Raw genomic sequence first — 19,752 nt, forward strand, 5'->3', positions numbered from 1 at the left:
ACTACCTGAAGCAACACCGCTTATATACCCGCACACTTGGAATTATTTGAGTCTCTAAAAATGAGGGGATCTCTGAGATCACGGCCACCTAATTCCCCCTCTAACAGAGGCCGATGATTGACGGAAACTCCGGGGCAACTGTGCCTCGATCGTCCGATTACGCTTCGCTAATCGAACCTACATGGAGCGGTAATATGTGGGATATGCAGGTTGGCGCGGATCAACCAATCTGACGCGATCGCCATAATCACAATCACCACAAATAACAGAGCCGCCCTTATGGGCGGCTCTTGGCATCAGCGATAGTGGCTGAATCATCTTGTTACTGAATCGTTATTGGGCCTTGGGCGCTTCCACCGCAGCGGTCGCCGGTTGGTCATCTTCCTTGATCCAGGCATCCAGCAGGGTGTAACCCACCGCCAGCACCACGGGGCCGATAAACAGACCGATGATCCCCATGGTCAGCAAGCCGCCGATTACACCCACCAGGATCAGGATCAGCGGCAGGTCAGCGCCACGCTTGATCAGGAAGGGGCGCAGGAAGTTGTCCATGGTGCCCGCAAACAGTGACCAGACCAGCAGGAAGGTGCCCCAGGTGGTGTCGCCGCTCCAGTAGAGATAGCCGATACAGGCCAGCAGCACCGGGAAGGGGCCGATCTGGGCGACGATCAGCAGGAACATCACCACCACCAAAATCATGGCGTAGGGGATACCGGCAATCAGCAGGCCGACACCGGCCACCGTGGATTGCACCAGTGCGGTCACCACCACCCCCATCGCCACGGCGCGGATCGCCTGTGAAGCGAGCACGGTGGCATTGTCACCCCGTTGGCCCGCCAGCCGGTGGGCAAAGCGGCGAATGCCGGTCGCCACCACTTCACCTGAGTGATAGAGCAGGCCGCAGATACCGACCGTCAGCAGGAAGTGCACGAACAGCAGCCCCAGATTACCGGCCTGAGAGGCCAGCCAGCGGGCGGTCTGGCCGAAATAGGGCGCCAGCTTGGCAAACAGCACCTGACCACCGCTCGCCAGAATTTGCTGCCAGAACTCATACAACTTGGTACCCACCAGCGGGATCTGTTGCAGCCAGAGCAGCTCCGGCGGCGGCGACTGGCTGATATGGGTGCCCAGCTCAATCAGCATGGGGGCCTTCTCCGCCACATTGGCCAGCGTCATAAAGAGCGGGATGACAAAGATCAGCAGCAGCACCAGCGTCATAAACAGGGCCGCCAGCGAACGCTTGCCCCACAGCAGGCGCTGCATCATCAGCATCAGTGGCCAGGTGGCGATGGTGATCATGGTGGCCCACACCAGTGCTGGCAGGAAGGGCTGCAACACCAAGAAACAGGAGATAATCAGGAGGCTGATAAACAGCACCCCCAGGGTTGTCTTGGCCAAATCCACTTTTTTCACATTCATAGAGTTCCCTTGTCAGAGCCGTTGCCCTTGGGTCGTGTGTCGCATTTCAAGAAAGAGAGTATCCACCAGAGGCCTGCGCTCAACCAGAGCCCCAGCCCGAAAAAGAGCGATAACTGGCCGAGCAGGATAGTGAGCGAGCTGCTGGTCAGCAGCGGCACCGCCCAGAGTCCCGCCCCGATCACCGCGCCCCCCGCCAGCGTGACTGCGCAGGTCACTATGGGGGGATAACCACCGCGGCTCAGGGTAAGCAAGCCGCCCATCCAGAGCCCGAGCGCCGTCAGGCCGATCCCGGCCAGATGGGCAGATTGGGTCAGCCCCCCGAGCGCCAGCGCGGCGGCAATCAGCAGCAGCCAGCCAACCGCATGCCCATCGGCACGCCAGCAGGGGCGAGCAGCCAGCAGCAAGGCGCCGATCAGCAACCCGGCCGCCACATCAGAGATAAAGTGCACCCCGAGCCAGACCCGCGCCAGACCTGTGACCAGCGCCAGCAACAGGGCCAGCGAGAGCGCCCGCCAGCGGTGCGTCGGCCACAGCCAGCCAAGCAACGCCCCCCAGAACAGCAGCGCCGAGGCGGTATGGCCGCTCGGCATGCCAAAGCCTTGCGCGCTCTGGGCCGCCAGCAGCGGTTGCAGATGGAAGGGGCGCGGCCAGCCGATCCCCTCCTTGCCCGCCTGCACCAGCAAGCCAAGCCATAGCATGGCAAACAGCAGCTGACGCAGCCGTGGCCACCCCAGCAGCGGGAGCAGCAAAGGTATCAGGGCAAGCTGAAAGCCGCCTGAACCAAACAGATTGCAGACCGACAGCCACCAGACATCGGGCCCCAGCCACTGCTGCAGACGCATCATCAGCGGGATCTCGGCTTGATGCAGCGCATTGCCCTGCGCCACGAAATCGGCCTGCCAGCGCACCTCGCTCTCGGGCACCTTATCCAATCGGGATTGCAGCCAGTCGAGCTGATCCGGGAAGCGGCGCTGCTCGCGGGGCAACTTGTCCACCGCGATCAAGCGGGCGTTGAGGATCTCGCCCCCCAGATTGGGGGCCTTCAGGATCGAGACAAACGCTGTGTCTTGCTGCGCGACAATCGGTTCCAGAGTGCGGCAAGCGAAGATACGTGCCCGCAGCCAGCGGCCCAGCTCCTGCACCACCTCTCCCTGCAAGCCGGTCTCTTCATAGAGTTCGCGCAGCGCCGCCTGCTGCGGGCTCTCGCCGCCATCGATATAGCCGCCGCTCAGGCTATATCGGGAGGAGATGCGATCCTGCACCAGCAACAGTTGATCCTGATGGCGGATGGCGCAGGCTGCCGCCGTGGGGGCCGAGGATGCCGCCAGTTCGGCACTCACCGCAGGAACAACGGCAACCAGCATCAGCAACAGTAAAAAGAGGGTTCTCGACATCAATTTGCTTTCCCTATGCACAATGGCGACAAGCCTCCCAGAAATCAGATAGTTGGGCAATGGTAGCGGCCGGATCGCCGCCGTTCCCGCCGCGCTGACGGTGCACGGAAGATTGCGATGAAGCGGGGCACTCCCTACTATTGGCGGCTATCTTCAATTTCATGCAGCAAATGCTGGAGCCCTCCATGAGACAGTTCGGCTTTTTCCTCGGCATCGCCATCGGTGTCATTTTGATTCTGTTCGGCAGCATCGTCATCTTCCAGGCGCTCCCTGCCGCACTGGATGTGCTGGAGATGCCAAGCCGCATCCCGTTCGTGCGCGAGGTCTACACCTGGCTGATGACCAGCGCCAACGGCCTGACCTCCCAGCTGGAGCAGAACTTCCTGGAAGCGTTCCAGACCGTGCTCAAGCTGATCCTGCTCATCACCTTCATGTGGGTCTGCGTCAAGCTGGTCAACATGGGAGTGCTGATTATCCGCGCCGGGGTTGATCTCATTCGCACCGCCATCGCCCACAGCGAAGGCCCGCACGACCAGAAGAAGCCGGATCAGCACGATCACTTCTGACTCTGCCGTGGTCGATAGATGTGAATGCTGCCGCTCCAAACCGGGGCGGCAGCGTTATATGCGCGGTATGAAGGCCCTTCCCTACCCCATAAATGCCCGATAACGCACCGGCTTTCCCTTGTGAATCAGCAAACTGCCCATATGTTGCATCACCTTGACATGGTTTGCGCCCCGCACTGCGGCTGCCCGGTTTCTATCCCGACCCCGTGCTCTGGTATAATCGACCACCTCTTTTCCCCGTTATGGAGCCTGTTCATGCCCAATCATGCAGAAAGTCCCCTTGAGGTTCGTCTCGACAAGTGGCTGTGGGCGGCCCGTTTCTACAAGACCCGCTCCGTGGCGCGGGATCAGATAGACGGGGGCAAGGTGCACTACAATGGTCAGCGCAGCAAACCGGGCAAACAGGTGGAAGTGGGTGCTCTGATCCGCTTCTGGCAGGGGCAGGACGAGCGCGAAGTGCGGGTGCTGGCCTTGAGCGAGCAGCGCAAATCAGCCCCGCTGGCCCAGCAGCTCTATGAAGAGACCGCCGAGAGCCTGAAAAAACGGGCCGAGAATAGCGAGGCGCGCCGCTTCAACAGCCAGTTTGCCCCCAGCCCCGAACGCCGCCCCGACAAGCAGGAGCGACGCCAGTTGCTCAAGGTCAAACAGTACTGACCGACCCCGATTTGATACCGGGCTGGCAGCAACCCCAGCCCGCCCGATTTACCTCACCGAAAAGCCAGGAATACATGATGAGCAACCAAGATCTGCTGTATCGCTATCTGTTTGAAGAGTACGAAGTGCGTGGCGAGCTGGTCCAGCTGGATCACACCTACCGCCACGTGGTGGAAGCCCAGAACTACCCGGTGCAGGTGCAAAAACTGCTGGGCGAGCTGCTGGTCGCCACCAGCCTGCTGACCGCCACCCTCAAGTTTGAAGGCTCCATCACCGTACAGCTGCAGGGCGATGGCCCGGTGCGTCTGGCCGTGATCAACGGTGACAACAACCAGCAACTGCGCGGTGTGGCCCGCTATGAAGGCGAGCTGCCGAGCGATGGCAAGCTGCAGAGCCTGATCGGCAATGGCCAGCTGATCATCACCATCACCCCGGAACAGGGCGAGCGCTATCAGGGCATCATCGCGCTGGACGCCGACACCCTGGCAGGCTGCCTGGAGCACTACTTCGCCCGCTCCGAACAGCTGGCCACCAAGTTGTGGATCCGCACCGGCTACCACGAAGGTGCGCCGCGCGCCGCCGGCATCATGCTGCAGGAGCTGCCTGCCCAAAGCGAGGATCACAGCAACGATTTCGATCACCTGACCCAGCTCACCAGCACCATCAAGGATGAAGAGCTGTTCGGGCTGGAAGCGGAAGAGATCCTCTACCGTCTCTACCATCAGGACAAGGTGCGAGTGTTCGATCCGCAGGCGGTCGAGTTCCGTTGCACCTGCTCCCGCGAGCGCTGCGAAGGGGCTCTGCTGCAGATAGAAAAGGAAGAGGTGATGGAGATGGTGCAGGAGCTCGGCAAGATCGACATGCACTGTGATTATTGCGGCGCCCAGTACCAATTTAATGGGATCGATGTCGAAACCCTGTTCAGCAGGGCTCCCGGCAATGATGCAAACCAGTTACACTAATTAAAGGCGGGCAAAACCCGCCTTTAACTTTAATAACAAAAAAATACCCTATTTTATAAAGTTTGATGGCGATCGCTAAACTCTACCACCTAAGTGATAGGATGACCGTCAGATAGAACCCTACCAACCTCTGAACCCAGGAGAATACAATGACAATCGTGGCAGAACCCACCCTGGCCCAACAATTAGGACTGGACCAGTACGGCATCACAAACAGCCAAGAAATCGTTCGCAACCCCTCTTACGACCAGCTTTTCGCGGAAGAGACACGTTCTGACCTAGAAGGGTTCGAGCGCGGTGTGGTGACCGAGCTGGGCGCCGTTAACGTCAACACCGGTATCTTCACCGGTCGCTCCCCTAAAGATAAATATATCGTCAAAGATGCCACTACCCAGAACACTGTATGGTGGTCTGACCAGGGTAAAAACGATAACAAAGCCATTAGCTCGGAAGTGTGGTCACATCTGAAAGCGCTGGTCACCAAACAGCTCTCCGGCAAACGCCTGTTTGTGGTCGACGGCTTCTGCGGTGCCAACCCGGATACCCGTCTGGCCGTGCGCGTCATCACCGAGGTGGCCTGGCAGGCTCACTTCGTGAAGAACATGTTCATCCGCCCGAGCGATGAAGAGCTGAAAACCTTCAAGCCTGACTTCGTGGTGATGAACGGTGCCAAGTGCACCAACCCGAACTGGAAGGAGCAGGGTCTCAACTCCGAGAACTTTGTTGCCTTCAACCTGACCGAGAAGATCCAGCTCATCGGCGGCACCTGGTACGGTGGCGAGATGAAGAAAGGGATGTTCTCGATGATGAACTACTTCCTGCCCCTGCGCGGCATTGCCTCCATGCACTGTTCCGCCAACGTGGGTCAGGACGACGACGTCGCCATCTTCTTCGGCCTCTCCGGCACCGGCAAAACCACCCTCTCCACCGATCCCAAGCGTCAGCTGATCGGCGATGACGAGCACGGCTGGGACGACGACGGCGTATTCAACTTCGAAGGTGGCTGCTACGCCAAGACCATCAAGCTCTCCGAAGAGGCAGAGCCGGACATCTACCACGCCATCCGTCGCGATGCGCTGCTGGAGAACGTGACCGTTGCTGCCGATGGCACCATCGACTTCGATGATGGCTCCAAGACCGAGAACACCCGCGTCTCCTACCCCATTTATCACATCGAAAACATCGTCAAGCCGGTCTCCAAGGCAGGTCACGCCACCAAGGTGATCTTCCTGACTGCCGACGCTTTCGGCGTACTGCCCCCGGTCTCCAAACTGACCAAGGAGCAGACCAAGTACCACTTCCTCTCTGGCTTCACCGCCAAACTGGCCGGTACCGAGCGCGGCATCACAGAGCCGACTCCGACCTTCTCCTCCTGCTTCGGCGCAGCCTTCCTCTCCCTGCACCCGACCAAGTACGGTCAGGAGCTGGTAAAACGGATGGAAGCGGCAGGTGCAGAAGCCTATCTGGTCAACACTGGCTGGAACGGCACCGGCAAGCGCATCTCCATCAAGGATACCCGCGCCATCATCGACGCCATCCTGGATGGCTCCATCGAGAAGGCCGAGACCAAGGTGCTGCCGATCTTCAATCTGGAGATCCCGACCGCGCTGCACGATGTGAACCCGGCGATCCTCGACCCGCGCGACACTTACGCCGACAAGGCCGAGTGGGATGCCAAGGCCGTCGATCTGGCAGGCCGTTTCATCAAGAACTTCGAGCGCTTCACCGATAACGATGAAGGCAAACGTCTGGTTGCGGCAGGCCCGCAGCTGTAACAGGCCCGCTTCGTATCAGTGACATCATGCCGGTCAGCCACGCTGACCGGCATTTTTGTTTTTGTGGGGCCCCGAACGCCGCCATCGCCCCCGTTAAAGGGGCCAAAACCTTGCCTTTGCCCATTGTGACAGGTTAGATTCAGCCAAACTTTATACAATATACAATTCTGTAACGCCCAATCGTGACCGGACCATGACCCCACCCTACAAGACCCGAACCCAGATGGTGATGGAAAACCTCCGTGGCCGGATCCTCCGTGGGGAGTTCCCCGCTGGCGCCCCCTTGCGTCAGGATGCCATAGCCAAAGAGCTGGCCGTGAGCCGCATCCCGGTGCGCGAAGCATTGATGCAGCTGGAGGCACAGGGGCTGGTCAAGTTCGAAGCCCATCGCGGCGCCGTGGTCACCATGCTGGACGCCTCGGCCATTGAAGAGCTCTTTTATTTGCGAGCGCTGCTGGAAGCCGATACCCTGTTTCACGCCGTCGACAAGATGACGGAAGCCACCTTCGCACAAGCGGAGGCGATCCTCGCCCAGTTTGATCACGCCCTGGAGTCAGGCACCCAGATCGAACATTGGGCCGAGTTGAACCACAGCTTTCACGCCACCCTCTATCAGGCAGCCGGTCGCCCCCAGGCACTTGAACTGATCGCCCAGATCAATCTGAGCTGTGACCGCTATGTCCGCTTCGAGCTGCTGTTTGCCAGCGACGGGGTGGACAAGGCGGAGCGTGAACACGCCCAATTGCTGAAACTGTGCCGCGCCCGGCGCAAGCACGAGGCGGTGGTGCTGCTCAGGCAGCATATCGAAGCAGCGGGCCAGTCGATCAAGCGGATCCTGGCCAGCAGCCATAAAAACTGAACACTCATATAGCAACCATCTGGCACTAACGACATGAATAATTTCGAGATAATTGAAACCCGCGTCGCCCAAGTCAGGGCCGAGCTGGCCATGCAGGAGTTGGACGCCTTTATCGTCCCCCACGATGATGAGCACCTCGGCGAGTACATCCCCGCCTATGCCGAGCGGCTTGACTGGATCACCGGTTTCAACGGCTCTGCCGGGGTCGCCATCATCATGGCCCAGCGGGCAGCCCTCTTTGTCGATGGTCGCTATACGGTGCAGGCGCGGATGCAAACTCCCGCCGAACTGTTCGAATTCCTCCACCTTATTGAAAATCCTCATGTGCAGTGGCTGGCCGAACAGCTGCCATCAGGCTCCCGGGTTGGCTTTGATGCCCGCCTGCACAGCCTGACCTGGTACAAGAACGCCAAGGCCGTGCTGGCCGACCGCGGTATCGAGCTGATCCGCGTCGAGCAGAACCCCATCGATCTGAACTGGAGCGATCGCCCGGAGCCGACCAAGAGCCCGGTCATCCTCTACAGCGAGGAGTTGGCGGGCCAGTCCAGCCAATCCAAACGTGAACAGCTGGCGGCCGACCTGCGCAAGCGCGGGCTGGATGCGGTGCTGCTGACCCAGGCCGAGCCCATCAACTGGCTGCTCAACCTGCGCGGCCGCGACATCGACCGGCTGCCGGTGGTGTTGGGCTTTGCGGTGCTCTACGCCAACACCAGCATGGATTTCTTCGTCGACACCGACAAAATTGACTGCTTCGCCTTTACCCAGCACGTGGGGCAGGATGTCTCCGTCTACCCCATCGACAAGCTGGGCGACGTGCTGCAACGCATCGGTGAAGATCAGCAGAAGGTGCTGGCAGATCCGGACAGCGCCAACGCCTGGACCCAGCTCGTCATGGAAGAGGCGGGCGCCATTCTGGTGGCAGGACAAGACCCCACCATGTTGCCGAAAGCGTGCAAGAACGAGATCGAGCTGACCGGTATGCGTGCCGCTCACCTGCGCGATGGCGTGGCCATGACCCGCTTCCTCGCCTGGCTGGATCGGCTGGTCGCCTCCGGCGAGTTCGAGGGGGTGGATGAAGGCACCCTGGCCGATCAGGTGGAAGCGTTCCGCCGCGAGCAGGAGCACTACGTCGAGCCGAGCTTCGATACCATCTCCGCACTCGGCCCCAACGCCGCCATGTGCCACTACCACCACACCAACGGCACCCCCCGTGCGTTCGGTCAGGACAGCCTCTATCTGCTGGACTCCGGCGCCCAGTATATGGATGGCACCACCGACATCACCCGCACCATCAAGGTGGGTGAGGTGAGCGACGAGCAGAAAGCGATGTTTACCCGGGTACTGCAGGGCCATATCGCGCTGGATCAGGCCCGCTTCCCCCGCGGCACCGCCGGTATCCAGCTCGACGTGCTGGCCCGCATGCCGCTGTGGCAAGCCGGTTACAACTACGACCACGGCACCGGCCACGGCGTCGGCCACTTCCTGAGTGTCCACGAAGGACCCCAGCGCATCGCGCCGAAAGGGAGCATGGTTGCCCTGCAACCTGGCATGGTGCTCTCCAACGAGCCGGGCTACTACCGTGAAGATGGCTTCGGCATCCGCTGCGAGAACCTGGTAGTCGTGACAGAGCTGGAACAGGTTGGCGAGCTGCCGATGCTGGGCTTCGAGCGTCTGACCTACGTGCCGTTCGATACCCGCCTGATCGACCGCAGCCTGCTGAGCCCGGCCGAATTCCGCTGGATCAACGAATACCATGTCGAGGTGTTCCGCCGCCTGAGCCCGCTGCTCGAAGGCGAGGATCTCGCCTGGCTGGAGCAGGCAACCAGCCTCATCTGATGACACAGGGCCTGCGGGCCCTGTTTTTTATCCCCCCTTTTGACCTGTATCAACACCCAAAGCGAGCAGGTCAGGAGAATGGCGGCCATGAAAAGTCATCATGCCAGCCCAGCCCGGGGCTCACACGCCGCAGCCAGCAAAAAGGCGAGTGACCATCCCAGACTCATGCGCGAGCAGCAGACGGTCAGCGCCATGATCCGCCTCTACTGCCAGCACCATCATCAGGATCCCCATTGCCGCCACTGTCGCCAGTTGCGGGATTTCGCCCATCAGCGCCTGCGTCGCTGCCGTTATGGCCACGGCCACAAACCCACCTGTGCCAACTGCAATATCCACTGCTACGCACCGGCGATGCGCAAACAGATCCAGCAGGTGATGAAGTGGAGCGGCCCGCGCATGTTGCTGCGCCACCCCTGGCTCACCCTCCGCCACCTGCTCGACGGCTTTCGCAAGGCCCCCAAACTGCCCCAGAGCCGCCCCCTGCCGCCATAACCGCCAATCCCTTGCATCCGGCAGGGGATGACCACTACCCTATGACTCCTTTTTTGCCGTTGACCCCAAGGTCAGCGGCGTTGCCGATTCGTTTGCTGCCAATGGAGTCCTGATGCACCACAACCCGCCCCTGCTACGCACCGCTACCCACCATGACATGCACGCCATCTGGCAGATCGATGCCAAGGTGTTTGGCGAAGATGTCTATCCCGCCTTCTTCTTCCGTCAGGCGATGGATTTGTGGCCCGAGTTGTTGCTGGTGGCCGAATACGAGGGGCAGCTGGTGGGGTATGTACTGGGGGGATTCGGTCAGGAGCGGTCGCAAGGCTGGGTGCTCTCGCTGGCGGTGCTGCCCGAGGCGCGCGGTTTCGGCCTCGCGGAGCGGATGATGCGCCAGATGGAGGCCAACCAGCAGGCGCTGCAGATCAGCGAACTGCGGCTCACGGTCGATCCGGCCAATCCGGCCCAGCGCCTCTACTACCGGCTCGGTTACATATTGCAGGCGGAAGTAGCCGACTATTTCGGCCCCGGAGAAGACCGTCTGCTGCTGGTTAAAACCCTCCCCGGTACAGCTGCGATTCAAGGACAAAACCGGTTACAGAACGCATAATTGGTTACATTTTGCCGATTTCATGTGTGACGGGGTTGGAGTAAAGTTCACTCATCAACCGGATTGTTCAAATTACGTGCAGCCCAGGAGGCCCACCATGTTGAAGCGTATGACCCTTATTGCCCTGCTGGCAGCGACCACCATCACCGGATGCGCCAACAGTGACGTTTACTCTGGCGATGTTTACACCAAAGACCGCGCCAAACAGGTGCAGACCGTCAGCTACGGCACCATCATCTCCACCCGCCCGGTGAAGATCCAGGCCGATGAGAACTCCCTGATGGGCACCATTGGCGGCGCCGTAGTCGGCGGCCTGCTGGGCAGCACTGTGGGTGGCGGCACCGGACGCGACATCGCAGCCGCAGGCGGCGCCATCGCCGGTGCAGCGGCAGGCAACGCCATCGGCAACAAGATGAATCAGGTCGACGGCGTCGAGCTGGAGATCAAGAAAGAGAATGGCGAAGCCATCGTGGTGGTGCAGAAAGCCAGCCCCACCTTCACCCCGGGCGCTCGCGTGCGCATGACCCAGGGCAATGGCAGCATCAACGTGGCCGTCGTGAACTAAGAGTGTGAACTCAGGCTTTGCAGCTCTCGAGTCATAAAAAAACCGCCGATCCCGGCGGTTTTTTGTTGTCTGAAGTTAGGGATTACATGCTGTAAGCCTTCTCGCCGTGGGAGGTGACATCCAGCCCTTCCCGCTCGGCATCGCCGTTCACCCGCAGACCCACCAGCATATCGACCGCCTTGAAGGCAATCGCCGCCACGGCACCGGACCAGAGGATGGTGACACCGACCCCGATGGCCTGGATCTTCACCTGAGTCAGGATGGAGTACCCCTCGGCAACCTGATTGGTGACATAGTCCCACACCCCGGTGCCGCCCAGATCCGGGCTGGCAAAGACGCCGGTCAGCAGGGCACCAAGAATGCCGCACACCCCGTGCACGCCAAACACGTCCAGACTGTCATCAGCACCCAGCAGGCGCTTGAGACCGTGGACACCCCACAGACCCGCCACGCCACTGATCAGGCCCATAATCAGACCACCGCCCACTCCGACGAAACCGGCTGCCGGGGTGATCACCACCAAACCGGACACCGCGCCAGAGGCCGCGCCCAGCAGGGAGGGACGCCCTTTCATCACCCACTCGGCCAGCGTCCATGACAGCGCTGCCGCAGCTGGCGCCACCCAGGTGTTGATAAAGGCGAGTGCGGCGATACCGTTGGCTTCCAGTGCGGAGCCGGCGTTGAAACCGAACCAGCCAAACCAGAGCAGGGAGGCGCCGATCATGGTCATGGTCAGGCTGTGCGGGGTCATGGGATCACGACCGTAGCCCAGACGCTTGCCCACCAGATAGGCCCCCACCAGACCCGCCACGGCGGCGTTGATGTGCACTACGGTGCCGCCGGCGAAGTCCAGCGCACCATGCTGGAACAGATAACCGGCAGTGGCGGTCGCGGTTGCGGCAGCCTCGGCGCTGGTATAGGCATCCGGACCCGCCCAGTACCACACCATGTGAGCCAGCGGGATGTAGGCGAAGGTGAACCAGATCACCGAGAAGAGCAGCACGGCGGCGAACTTGATGCGCTCGGCAAACGCCCCCACGATAAGGCCGCAGGTGATGGCGGCAAAGGCCCCCTGGAACACCACATAGATCAGCTCGCTGATCCCGACACCCTTGCTGAAGGTGGCGGCGATGGAGTCAGGCGTCACCCCCTTGAGCAGCACCTTGCTGAAGGAGCCGTAGAAATTGCCCCCCTCGGTAAAGGCCAGCGAATAGCCGTAGATCACCCAGAGCACGCAGATGAGGCAGAACAGGGTAAAGACCTGCATCAGCACACTCAGCATGTTTTTGGCCCGCACCAGACCACCGTAGAAGAGGGCCAGACCGGGGATCGACATCAGGATCACCAGCGCCGCCGAGAGCAGCATCCAGGTGTTGTCACCCTTGTTGATTGTCACGGCGGCAACCGGTGCCACCGCAGCCTGAACCTGAGCGACCTCTTCGGCCCAACTTGGGGTAACCAGCAAGGCAGGCAACATCGTCAGACCTGCCATCATCCATTTTTTGACCATAGAGCACTCTCCTTCCCTGTCGTACCGGTACGAGGCCGGCTCCGTTTCCCTGATTGAATCTGTGGCGAGCCGCAAGGTGTTGCAGCAACCCGCCAGAATCACACCCGTGCCCGGCACGGGGATATCTCTTGCTACCGCCTCATCACTGCGTCTGCCGCCGATGACCGCAAGAGACCGTCTGACAGATAAAAAGCATAAAGCGGGCCATAAATTTAAATCCTTTAAAATCATAAAATTAACTATCGACGAAACCCTGTTTGCACCAACATGGCGCACTGGCTGCGCCAACCCGCCCTGGGCCGCCCTGTCACAGGGCAGGCGATAACGTGCGCACCAGAAGTGCGCAAACCCGGAGCCAGCCCACAAGCTGACATCATCGATATCGCCTGCTGCGGGCCCGCTCGTTTACACTGACAGACCAGCCGCTTCCTGTTATCCGAGCACGGCATACCATTACGCAGCCCCTTGTTTGCAAGGTGATGGCAGGCCCAATCCGAGGAACACCATGCAGTTCGATCGTCTCGACATCAGACTCTCCCACTACCGCCATCTCGACCGGGAGCATCGTGCCCACATCACGCTGCTGGGGGGATTGATGCTGGTCATCATGGTCCTTCATCTGTTGCTGCTGCCCCATTTCCCGTTCGCTCGCCTTCATGTCATCAGCTTTGGCTTCGAGGGGATCAACTGGCTGACCATGCTGTTCCTGTTCTGGGTGGTGCAGTGCGCCCCTCTGCCCACCAGAACCTATCGCCTGCTCTGCTACGGCCTGATGTTGTGGATCATGGGGGCCACCGCCGACATCATGGACGAGTTGGTCGCCCAACCACTCTGGATCGCTATCTATGCCGAGGATCTGCTGCGCTCCAGCGGCATCCTGCTCAGCAGCATCGGCATCCTGAGCACCATGCACCACCTCTTTCACGTCAACGCTCAGCTCAGACAACAGGCGCTGTTTGACGATCTGACCCGGCTGCCAAACCGGCGCTACTTTCATCAGCAGCTGTTTCTGGAGCAGGGCGAGTGCCAGGGGCTCATTCTGCTGGATCTCGATCACTTCAAGGTGATCAATGACAACTACGGTCACGATATCGGGGATCGGGTGTTGCTGCAGTTTGGCGAGCTGTTGCAGCAGCACTGCCCGCCCGGGGCGCTGGCGGCCCGCATTGGCGGAGAGGAGTTTGCCCTGCTGCTGCCCGAAGCAAACGAAGCCCGATTACAGCAACTGGCCAACACCCTGCTGACGGCGACCCGCGCCATCGCCCCCGACCCGGCCCATCCCCTGACAGTCAGCCTGGGAGTAGGGGTCCGCGAGCCCAAGGAGTCGGCAGTCTCGCTGTTCAAGCGGGCGGATCAGGCGCTCTATGGCGCCAAGGAGGCGGGCAGAAATTGCGCCGTATGGGCAACCCCGGTCAATCACGGGACGTGAGCATCTGCCGGAGCAATGATGAGCACTGCAGCAAACATCCAGACAAAATGGGCCAGACGGCCCCTTTTTCCTGCATGAAATTGTGGCGGCTTAAAAGCGGAAGGTCAGACCGATATTGGCCTGCCACTGGGTCACCAGCTCGCCCCGTACCTTGAACACGCACTGCTCCGGGTTGCAGAGAAACTGGCTGCTGTCGTTGACCAGTGAGCCATAACCGCGCACCTCGGCACGCAGCGCCAGATGCTCGGCGAGGCGCGGTTGCACCCCGAGCGCCAGCGACATGGAGGGGGTCACCTCGCTGTCGTAGGCGGCGAAACGGGTCACCCCGATCCCGGCACCGATATAAGGTGCCATCAGGTTGTCAGAGAGGGTCAGCGCACCGGCAAAGTGCAGGGTATCGACCGTCAGGCGATCCGGCTGGTCGGGGGAGAGGGTGGTGGACTGGTGGCTATAGAGCAGCTCGATCATGCCGGGATCATCCACCTCCTTGCTGATAAAGAGGCCCCAACTGCCGGAGCTCTGCCCCTGCAGTGAATCGAGCGAGGCAGAAAGCGGCACCGGCTGCACCTCGTCGCTCTTCTCGAAGTCGATGGACGAGCTGTAGCCGAAAAACGGCGTCACCTGCCAACCGGATGTGGCCGCGCCCTCGGCACTCCAGACCTGCCCGAATGGCAGCAGCAGCCCCATTATCACGATCCTTGCTCTCTTCATCATCGATCCCTGAACTCAATGTGATTGTTCAAAGAGCATACCAGAGTCATCCTGCTCCAATCCTGGATGGCGGCTGTACCGGTTCGATTTCATGGCGGTGATCACACTCACCGGTTGCGCTGCAGGCCAGCACCACTGCCGCCGCTATGCGGCACCTACCACCATTCATCGACGGTTAACCTCTGCCACGTATGCTGGCGCCAAATCGGGTCATCGGGGCCCGTTATTACCACTCAGAAGGACATCAGGGAATGGTTGCCGCGCAACTCAACGACCCCAAAACCACCCTCGCGGATACCCTGCGGGCCACCGCGCATGCCATCGAAGAGAGCCATATCAGCCTGCGCCAGATGCTCGCACTGGTGGGTGAACAGGGCATGCTGCTGTTTTGCGTGCTGCTCACCGTCCCCTTCCTGCTGCCGGTCTCCATCCCCGGCGTCAGCACCCCGTTTGGCCTGCTGATCCTCTTTATCGGCATCGGCATCACCCTCAACCGGGTGCCCTGGCTGCCCGCCATGCTGATGGAGCGCCGCTTCGCCGCCGACCAGCTCAAGCCGACCTTGCACAAGGGGGCGGATCTGCTGGCACGGGTCGATCGCGTGATCCGCCCGCGTCTGCTGTTGCTGACCGGCAGCAACACGGTCAACCGCTGCAACGGCCTGCTGATCATGCTGGCCGCCCTGCTGCTGATGTTGCCCCTGGGCGCCATCCCGTTTACCAATGCCATGCCTGCCTGGGCCATCCTGCTGCTTGCCACCGGCATGTTGCAGCGGGACGGCCTGTTCGTCGCCAGCGGCTACCTGCTGGTGAGCGCGACTCTGGTCTGGTTCAGCGTGCTGGCCATCGGCTTGCTGATGGCGGGCCAGAGCGCCACCGGCCTGCTCGGCTAACCCCGATGCACAGAAAAAGGGCGACCAGATGGTCGCCCTTTTTGATTTGTGCGGGATACCGCCCGGTCAAAGCAGATCGTAGATAAGGGCCGAGATGGCAAGCAGCCCCATCACCAACACAAAAAGGGTACTCGGCCCGCGATAACGCTTGAGTGCGGGCAAGCGATAGATGGAGCAGGCCGGCAGCAGAAACAGGATCACCGCGATCAGCGGGCCACTGACGCGCTCGATGATGTCGAGCACATTGGGGTTCAGATAGGTGATGACGGCAGTCACCATAAACAGGATCACCGACGACACCCGGGCGATGGTCGACTCCCTGAGGGAGAGCCCCAGCCCCTGACAGGCACCGCTCACCATGCTCACCGTCCCCTCACTCACCCCCATGGAAGTGCCGAGGAAGGATTTGGACATGGCCAGAATGGCGATGAGCGGCCCCACATAGGCGATCAGCGGGTTGGAGAACTTGTTCGCCAGCGCCGACAGCACCGAGATATTGTCGGTACGGGCCAGCGCCATCTCGGCCTGACTCAGGCTCATCACGCAGCTCACCACGAAAAAGAGCACGCTGCCGCAAATCAGCATGCTGCTGCACTTGATGATCCGCTTGGCGCGCCGATCGGCACTCTCCTGACAACGCTTCTTCTGCGCCGCACTGAAGGAGGAAATAATGGGCGCATGGCTAAAGGAGAACACCATCACCGGCACGATCAGCCAGAGGGATTTCCAGAATGCCGGATCACGCCAGTCCACCGCCTGACTTTCGGAAAAATAGGAGAGGCTCCACTGGGGCAACAGATAGATGGAGAGGCCAATCAGAAAGGCGACCATCGGCAGTGCCAGCACGCTGATGGCCGACACCACGATCTGTTTGCCAGCCAGCAGGATTAGATGCAGACCCAGCATCACCCCCAGCACCAGCAGGCCACGCGGCAGCTCGGCGTTGCCCAGTTGGTGGACCACGAAGCTCTGGATCGCATTGGTGATGGAGATGCTGTAGACCAGAATGATGGGGTAGAAGGCCATCAGATAGACCAGCATCAGCAGCTTGCCCGCCTTGGCACCGAAGTGCTCCTCCACCACATGGGTGATGTCCCCTTCCCGATGGGAGCTGGAGAGCACAAAGCGGCTCAATGCCCGGTGGGAATAATATGAGAGCGGAAAAGCCAGCAATAATATAAACAGCAAAATAACCGGGGAATTACTGCCAACAGTAATAGGGAGAAATAACGTACCGGCACCAACAGCCGTGGCATATAAGCCCATGGTCCATACCGAATCGCTTTTCTCCCATTTCAATTTTGAAACAGGGTTACTCTTTTCAGCAATAGAAACACTCATTGCAATATATACCTTATTAGTCTGTCATCATTATTTTTATTGGCCCGAATAACAGGCTGGAGATATGTCATTGCATATCGCCCTGTACATGAAAAAACAACGCCGCCAGCGGCCAACAGGGCCACAGGAGGAAGACGGAGCTGCCACGCTACCATCGTTGAAATCGCTATCCGGGTCAAGGTTAATAATTCATGACTGTTTGAATCGGATTGTTTCAAAAGAGAGCGAGATGTATCACATCCGTCACCCAAAACCCGATTCAAGTCTGTTTGATAACATACCGATAAAACCTCATCCTGTTGCCCAACAACACAAATAAGACCAGCGATCAGGCCGATAATATTAACACCTTAGCCAGTGGAATATGAGTGAAATAATACGGCGAACTTTTCCACTAATTGACAGTGATGTCAGCCAAATTATTGATGGCAAAAGGACAGGTCATTTCTGGCCAATAACAAGGCCGGGAGGCTCAGCGTGCCGGGCAGTGCGCCACCCGGTTGCGCCCTGCCCGCTTGGCCCGGTAGAGCCACTCATCGGCCCGAGCCAGCGCCTGATTGATCTCCTCCTCCGGCAGCACCAGGGTAGTGCCCAGACTGACTGTCATGGCGACCGGATCGGCAGGCAGTGCTTCGACGGCGGCGCGGATCTGCTCCGCCATCTGTTGCAAACCGGCGTCATCGATCCGTGGCAGCAGGATCAGAAACTCCTCACCACCGCTGCGCACAAAGAGATCGTCTGCCCGCAACAGGGCATCGATGCAGCCACTGAAGCGCTGCAACGCCCGATCTCCCTGCTGATGACCGTAACGATCGTTGATCTGCTTGAAGTGATCGATGTCGAGCATGATAAGGCCGCAGGGCTCATCCCCTGCCCGCAACTGCTGACAGTGCTCGAAGAAGAAACGGCGGTTGTAGAGGCCGGTCAGCTGGTCGGTTTCACTCTGACGCAGCAGTCTCTGCTGCAACTCGAACTGACGGGTGATATTGCGGGTCACCCAAGCCACCGCCCGCTTGCCGTCATAGAGGGAGGGCAACGGCGCAATCTTGCCCTCGAAACGCTGCACCCCTTGCGGCCCGACGGCGGCATTGATCCCCCCCACCTCGGCTGCGGAGAGCTCATACTCCACCACCCGCACCTGACCGCTTGCCAGCGACTCGGCCACCTGCGCCTTGACCCACATGGCCATCTCGGGCGGCAACACATCGGCCAGCTGTTTGCCCGCCAGCGGATTGCCATCGTGATAGGATTGCTGCTCCATGCCGCCGATATATTCCACGTAATAGCCATCTTCACTGAGGATAAAGATAGGGTCTGGCAGTTGGGCCATCACTTCATAAAGCTGGGTTACCGAAAGCGCCACGGAGACTCCTGTACTTCAGCATCAAACAGGGGGGAGATATTCTGCCTCAAGAGGACTCAACTGCCCTCATCGCCCCAGATGGTTAATTTACCGCCACAGCCAACAATCCTTTACATCTAGCCGCCCGTCAACATCTCGGCCAACACCGATTGCCAGCTCGCGCCGCCTCCCGACCCGGCGCTCGCTCACAGTGGCGAAAGTGCCCTCATCCGGTCGCGGATATCCCATTGTTTCAACTCACAAGTTCATTTACGCTGGCCGTCCTGAGTCCAGTTTTTAGCTCATCAGCCATCAGGGAGCCAGCCACCCGCAACCGCAGGGGCTGTACCACGGAAAAGGAATCGCCAGATGAAAAACGCCATCGTCACCGCCCGCTTCGACGCCATCAGCACCGAAGGGGAACAGCTCGTCCTCAAGATCGCCATCAAGGCCCCCGAGCCGGATCCCAAGTCCGCCAGCGGTGACTGGCGCTGCAAGGTGAAGCTGGCGGGGCTGAGCGACAAGACTTTCATCTACGGTGTCGACAGCCTGCAGGCCCTGAGCCTCGCCATCAAATTTGTCGAAACCGAGCTGCGCGCCTTCTCCGATGCGGGCTGGCAATTCTATCTGCCCAATTGCCCAGATCACCCCATCGACATGAGCGCCTGCTACTTCCCGGCGCTCTAGCCCGGCCCATCCAAGGAGACCAGATGCACGGACCCGATCCCGCCAATCCCCACCCCATGAACGGCTTCCCCCAAGTGTGCTTTATCAAGAACACCATCAAGGGGCCCAATATCGAGGTGGGTGACTACACCTATTACGACGACCCGGAGGATTCGGCGGGCTTCGAGCGCAACGTCCTCTACCACTTCCCCTTCGTCGGCGACAAGCTGATCATCGGCAAGTTCTGCGCCATCGCCCGCGGGGTGAAGTTCATCATGAACGGCGCCAACCACCAGACCTCCGGCTTCTCCACCTACCCCTTCTTTATCTTCGGCAACGGCTGGGAGCATGCCGCACCCGCCCCGGGCAGCCTCCCCTACAAGGGCGATACCATCATCGGCAACGATGTCTGGATTGGCTATGACGCCCTGATCATGCCGGGGGTAAAGGTCGGCAACGGCGCCATCATCGCCGCCCGCTCCGTGATCACCGGTGACGTACCCGACTACGCCGTGGTCGGCGGCAACCCCGCCAAAGTGATCCGCTACCGCTTCGACGACGACACCATAGCCCGTCTCAACGCCGTCGCCTGGTGGGACTGGCCGGTGGAACAGATCAGCCGCAACCTACCGCTCATCAGCGGTGGCGAGATAGCCGCGCTGGAAGCGGCAACCCATTAGAGACAACCACCACGACAACAACATGACCCCGCAAGATAGTAGAAACAACAA

Annotated in this window: 20 protein-coding genes; 14 read left to right on the forward strand and 6 right to left on the reverse strand. The window is 60.1% G+C overall.

What is annotated here, in order from left to right; translation table 11 throughout:
* Window positions 1–333: 333 nt before the first annotated feature.
* Both ydiK and OKC27_RS18150 read right to left on the reverse strand, forming a co-directional pair.
* A complete protein-coding gene (ydiK, locus tag OKC27_RS18145; RefSeq protein WP_042062190.1) occupies window positions 334–1,419 on the reverse strand; it encodes an AI-2E family transporter YdiK in 1,086 nt (361 codons plus the stop codon).
* Window positions 1,416–2,813, reverse strand: coding sequence for a bifunctional NUDIX hydrolase/phosphatase PAP2 family protein (locus OKC27_RS18150; RefSeq protein WP_270806552.1), 1,398 nt, complete (start codon window positions 2,811–2,813; stop codon window positions 1,416–1,418). The genes ydiK and OKC27_RS18150 overlap by 4 nt, the downstream gene beginning before the upstream one ends.
* Before the next feature lie 185 nt (window positions 2,814–2,998).
* Between OKC27_RS18150 and OKC27_RS18155 the strand changes: the two genes are divergently transcribed.
* The 9 genes from OKC27_RS18155 (at window position 2,999) to OKC27_RS18195 (ending at window position 11,132) form a co-directional block, all read left to right on the forward strand.
* Window positions 2,999–3,379 (forward strand): hypothetical protein, encoded by a 381-nt coding sequence (locus tag OKC27_RS18155; RefSeq protein ID WP_042655745.1) that lies wholly within the window; start codon window positions 2,999–3,001, stop codon window positions 3,377–3,379.
* 255 nt (window positions 3,380–3,634) lie between these two features.
* Window positions 3,635–4,033 carry a ribosome-associated heat shock protein Hsp15 gene (hslR, locus tag OKC27_RS18160; protein ID WP_042062186.1) on the forward strand — a complete coding sequence of 133 codons (399 nt, stop codon included), beginning with the start codon at window positions 3,635–3,637 and terminating at the stop codon, window positions 4,031–4,033.
* Window positions 4,034–4,110: 77 nt separating this feature from the next.
* Complete coding sequence (gene hslO / locus OKC27_RS18165) at window positions 4,111–4,995, forward strand: Hsp33 family molecular chaperone HslO (RefSeq protein ID WP_042062184.1); 885 nt, start codon at window positions 4,111–4,113, stop codon at window positions 4,993–4,995.
* A 149-nt stretch (window positions 4,996–5,144) separates the two neighbouring features.
* Complete coding sequence (gene pckA, locus OKC27_RS18170; protein WP_270692466.1) at window positions 5,145–6,770, forward strand: phosphoenolpyruvate carboxykinase (ATP); 1,626 nt, start codon at window positions 5,145–5,147, stop codon at window positions 6,768–6,770.
* A 193-nt stretch (window positions 6,771–6,963) separates the two neighbouring features.
* Complete coding sequence (locus tag OKC27_RS18175; protein ID WP_270692468.1) at window positions 6,964–7,629, forward strand: GntR family transcriptional regulator; 666 nt, start codon at window positions 6,964–6,966, stop codon at window positions 7,627–7,629.
* A gap of 33 nt (window positions 7,630–7,662) precedes the next feature.
* Window positions 7,663–9,465 carry an aminopeptidase P family protein gene (locus OKC27_RS18180; RefSeq protein ID WP_005355029.1) on the forward strand — a complete coding sequence of 601 codons (1,803 nt, stop codon included), beginning with the start codon at window positions 7,663–7,665 and terminating at the stop codon, window positions 9,463–9,465.
* 87 nt (window positions 9,466–9,552) lie between these two features.
* The gene (locus OKC27_RS18185; RefSeq protein WP_005340128.1) at window positions 9,553–9,957 is read left to right on the forward strand and encodes a nitrous oxide-stimulated promoter family protein; all 405 of its coding nucleotides are present in this window, start codon (window positions 9,553–9,555) and stop codon (window positions 9,955–9,957) included.
* A gap of 112 nt (window positions 9,958–10,069) precedes the next feature.
* Window positions 10,070–10,567, forward strand: a complete 498-nt coding sequence (locus OKC27_RS18190) for a GNAT family N-acetyltransferase (RefSeq protein ID WP_270692469.1) — start codon at window positions 10,070–10,072, stop codon at window positions 10,565–10,567.
* Between the two features lie 97 nt (window positions 10,568–10,664).
* Window positions 10,665–11,132 carry a glycine zipper 2TM domain-containing protein gene (locus OKC27_RS18195; protein WP_069554244.1) on the forward strand — a complete coding sequence of 156 codons (468 nt, stop codon included), beginning with the start codon at window positions 10,665–10,667 and terminating at the stop codon, window positions 11,130–11,132.
* Window positions 11,133–11,214: 82 nt separating this feature from the next.
* On the opposite strand, the gene amt is transcribed toward OKC27_RS18195, so the two are convergent.
* Window positions 11,215–12,642: an ammonium transporter gene (amt, locus tag OKC27_RS18200; protein ID WP_042655723.1), complete on the reverse strand. Its 1,428-nt coding sequence runs from the start codon at window positions 12,640–12,642 to the stop codon at window positions 11,215–11,217.
* A gap of 76 nt (window positions 12,643–12,718) precedes the next feature.
* Here amt and OKC27_RS18205 point away from each other — a divergent pair, with 76 nt between their 5' ends.
* Window positions 12,719–12,967 (forward strand): hypothetical protein, encoded by a 249-nt coding sequence (locus OKC27_RS18205; protein WP_270692471.1) that lies wholly within the window; start codon window positions 12,719–12,721, stop codon window positions 12,965–12,967.
* 180 nt (window positions 12,968–13,147) lie between these two features.
* Window positions 13,148–14,071, forward strand: a complete 924-nt coding sequence (locus OKC27_RS18210) for a GGDEF domain-containing protein (protein WP_234604020.1) — start codon at window positions 13,148–13,150, stop codon at window positions 14,069–14,071.
* A gap of 90 nt (window positions 14,072–14,161) precedes the next feature.
* Here the strand turns inward: OKC27_RS18210 and OKC27_RS18215 are convergent, their stop codons facing one another.
* On the reverse strand, window positions 14,162–14,782 hold the full coding sequence (locus OKC27_RS18215; RefSeq protein WP_270692472.1) for an outer membrane beta-barrel protein: 621 nt from the start codon (window positions 14,780–14,782) through the stop codon (window positions 14,162–14,164).
* A gap of 251 nt (window positions 14,783–15,033) precedes the next feature.
* Here OKC27_RS18215 and OKC27_RS18220 point away from each other — a divergent pair, with 251 nt between their 5' ends.
* Window positions 15,034–15,672, forward strand: coding sequence for an exopolysaccharide biosynthesis protein (locus tag OKC27_RS18220; RefSeq protein WP_270692473.1), 639 nt, complete (start codon window positions 15,034–15,036; stop codon window positions 15,670–15,672).
* 66 nt (window positions 15,673–15,738) lie between these two features.
* On the opposite strand, the gene OKC27_RS18225 is transcribed toward OKC27_RS18220, so the two are convergent.
* Both OKC27_RS18225 and OKC27_RS18230 read right to left on the reverse strand, forming a co-directional pair.
* Window positions 15,739–17,013: an amino acid permease gene (locus tag OKC27_RS18225; protein ID WP_333563351.1), complete on the reverse strand. Its 1,275-nt coding sequence runs from the start codon at window positions 17,011–17,013 to the stop codon at window positions 15,739–15,741.
* A gap of 472 nt (window positions 17,014–17,485) precedes the next feature.
* A complete protein-coding gene (locus OKC27_RS18230; RefSeq protein ID WP_270692475.1) occupies window positions 17,486–18,376 on the reverse strand; it encodes a sensor domain-containing diguanylate cyclase in 891 nt (296 codons plus the stop codon).
* A 348-nt stretch (window positions 18,377–18,724) separates the two neighbouring features.
* On the opposite strand from OKC27_RS18230, the gene OKC27_RS18235 reads away from it, so the two are divergent.
* The gene (locus OKC27_RS18235) at window positions 18,725–19,042 is read left to right on the forward strand and encodes a DUF6968 family protein (protein ID WP_139734505.1); all 318 of its coding nucleotides are present in this window, start codon (window positions 18,725–18,727) and stop codon (window positions 19,040–19,042) included.
* Between the two features lie 23 nt (window positions 19,043–19,065).
* On the forward strand, window positions 19,066–19,701 hold the full coding sequence (locus OKC27_RS18240; RefSeq protein WP_182938358.1) for a Vat family streptogramin A O-acetyltransferase: 636 nt from the start codon (window positions 19,066–19,068) through the stop codon (window positions 19,699–19,701).
* Window positions 19,702–19,752 lie beyond the last annotated feature (51 nt).

The organism is Aeromonas sp. QDB62 (assembly GCF_027705695.1).
Taxonomy (GTDB): domain Bacteria; phylum Pseudomonadota; class Gammaproteobacteria; order Enterobacterales; family Aeromonadaceae; genus Aeromonas; species Aeromonas allosaccharophila.